The following is a 2,701-nucleotide window of genomic DNA, read 5'->3' on the forward strand; positions in this document are numbered from 1 at the left end:
GTGCCCACCGATACTCTAGAACTGCAATGGCTTGACTAGCAGTGCCCACCCTACATAGGATTTCTTGCTAATCACAAGCCTTATCGCAAAATGGATAGAAGAACAAGGAAATGAGGAGAAGGAAAAATGACTCAAGTTATACGCAAACTAGTAACATTTGAAGAGTTTGCACTCTTGAAACCGGAAGATGGACGTTATGAACTTCACGATGGAGTCATCGTTAAAATGCCGCAACCACTGGGAGGACATGAAGACATCATAGGTTTTTTAACCCTAGAAATAGCAGTAGAAATTAAACGACTAAAGCTTCCCTATTCCATACCTAAAACAGCGCTAGTCAAACCACCTGAAAGCGAATCAGGTTACTCGCCAGATGTGTTGATACTAAATCGTTCTAATTTGGCAGCGGAACCACTTTGGAAAAAGGAATCTACTGTTACTCAAGGTGCATCAATTCCTCTCGTGATTGAAGTTGTTAGTAGTAACTGGCGAGATGATTACCACAAAAAATATGGTGAGTACGAAGGAATTGGCATTCCTGAATACTGGATTGTGGATTATCTTGCTCTTGGTGGGCGTAATTTAATTGGCAATCCTAAACAACCCACAATCTCTATTTATTCGTTAGTTGAAGATGAGTACCAAGTGAACCAGTTTAGGGGAGATGAGCGTATTCAGTCATTAACATTTCCTGAGTTAAACTTGACTGCACAACAGATTTTTGACGCTGCAAGCAGTTCCTGAGTGTAGTTAACAACATCAGACATCATTTGCAAAGGCAACACAATGTTGACCATACACAGGATTTGAATATAGCGCAATACGCTTCAGATAAGATTGTTTGCAGGCAGGAGCGCCTATGTAGAGACGTAGCATGCTACGTCTCTACACGCGTTCTCGTTCCCATGCTGAGCATGGGAATGCCTAAAAGGAGGCTCTGCCTCCAAACGATTATATTGAGGCAGAGCCTCAAGTTATGCATTCCTTGCTTCTAGCAAGGAACGAGAATCAGTTCTCAGTTGCTTGATAACTGTGTACCGTTTCACCGTGCATCGCCAATCAGGACAAAAGGCGACCAATAATAAGGATGACGCTCAATTTGCTTCAGCTTGGCTTTTTGCAGTGCTTCTCCTTTGCTCATACCCTGCTTGAGGTTCTTATAAAAGTCAATCATCAGATTTTGCGTTGCTTTATCATCAACCGCCCACAAACCCGCCATCACTGCTTTAGCACCAGCACGCTCAAATATGTAAGCAACACCTACAATTCCCTCTCGTGAAGAATTGGTTTCTTGAGCCGTTTGACAAGCGCTGAGAGTGAGCAGTTGCGTACCTTGTAACCCCAAACGCGCAGCATCAGCAATATCAAATTGAGTGTCAGCAAAGAGTAATGTATTCTTTTTTAAGTTCAACTTTTTACAATCTTCCTCTTGGAAGCAACCGTGAGTTGCCAAGTGCAGCAAAGGAAAGCGGGAAGCGTAAGTTTTGAAGTTGTTCAGGGTAGCGTTGTTGCGGAGGTAAGCTTGACTTGTTGGAAACAGTTGGGTAATATTTTTAACTTCTTCCTCTGCACCTGGGATATGTTGTGGCTCACGAGGTACGGGATTACCAAATGCCAAAACAGCTTGTTGTTGGTTTACAAGCTTTTGTGTTCCTTGTGGTTCTAAAGAACGAGTAGAAATGCGGGTAAGATAATTAACAGGATATTTCTTAATTAAAAATTCCTGTTTTTGTTTGTCATAAAGAGTTTCAAAAGGAAGGTAACGGAGTTCGCCGCTGGTGATAATACTTAGCTCTTTGGGGGACAAAGCCTGAATTTCTTTCTCTACAGGGCGAATCAGGATATCGTAGAGTGGGCTGCTGCCAGTTTCGATGTAGTCACTATTACCATCCTTTTGCACATCTTCGAGGTACTTAGTGAGGCGTTGGTCAAACTTACTGGCGTCAATCGGTTTTTTAACCACATTCAAACGGTCTTTGGTTAAAACAAAGATAGCAATAGAATTATTCAGTAAGACTGGTTGAACAACAACCGTTCCTGTTGGGATAGAAGATTTCAGCTTTTCAATATCTGGAGGCGTGGTTTCAAACAGTTCTGCCACTTCAGGAAAATTCTGGGAGATACGTTCAGCATCTTTGTAAACTTGTGCTTCTAATTGCCGAACTTGTTTAGATAAATCCTCAGAAAATTTATCTTGTAGTTGCTGTCGCAAGGCTTCGAGCTGTTGATTCTGCCTATTCCACTTGTCAAGCCTTGGCTGTACTTGTGGGTTGGCAACTTTGGCGTTAATCAAGCGAGTGTAATCAGCTAACTCAGCGGTGGTGAATAAGTTAACCCATTCAAAAGCTTTATCATATTGTTTCTGGTCAATAAGAACATCGATGAGAGCGGTTACACTCCAATTGTTATCCTGGAGAAACTTTTGACGATTTTGCCGCTGTAAACCTTGGCGCATTTCCAAGATGATTTTGACAGAGTTCTCTAAATATGAAATGGTATCAGTCAGTCGGTTCGTATCACGATACAAGGCTCCAATATTACCTAAAGTTATAGCTTCGCCAGAGCGATCGCCGACAGCGCGTCTAAGGGGCAGAGATTGGTTGTAGTACTTGAGTGCTTCCTGCTTTTTTCTTAAATTGGAGTAGACTGTACCGATGTTATTGAGGGTTGTGGCTTCGCCTGAGCGATCGCCGACTGCGCG

General features: G+C 42.5%; 2 protein-coding genes. One reads left to right on the top strand and one right to left on the bottom strand.

Annotation, left to right across the window (positions count from 1 at the left end; translation table 11 throughout):
- The first annotated feature begins 126 nt into the window (after window positions 1-126).
- Entirely contained in the window at window positions 127-744 is a 618-nt protein-coding gene (locus ACM0OZ_RS48415) for a Uma2 family endonuclease (protein WP_414590085.1), read from the top strand.
- Between the two features lie 298 nt (window positions 745-1,042).
- On the opposite strand, the gene ACM0OZ_RS48420 is transcribed toward ACM0OZ_RS48415, so the two are convergent.
- On the bottom strand, window positions 1,043-2,701 hold a 1,659-nt coding region (locus ACM0OZ_RS48420; RefSeq protein ID WP_414590086.1), incomplete at its 5' end, for a CHAT domain-containing protein.

This window comes from Scytonema sp. PCC 10023 (genome assembly GCF_963920835.1).
GTDB lineage: Bacteria > Cyanobacteriota > Cyanobacteriia > Cyanobacteriales > Nostocaceae > Kalymmatonema.

Bases quoted from the DNA above. Each gene is read 5' to 3' on its own strand.
- ACM0OZ_RS48415 (WP_414590085.1), top strand. From the start codon at position 127: ATGACTCAAGTTATACGCAAACTAGTAACATTTGAAGAGTTTGCACTC.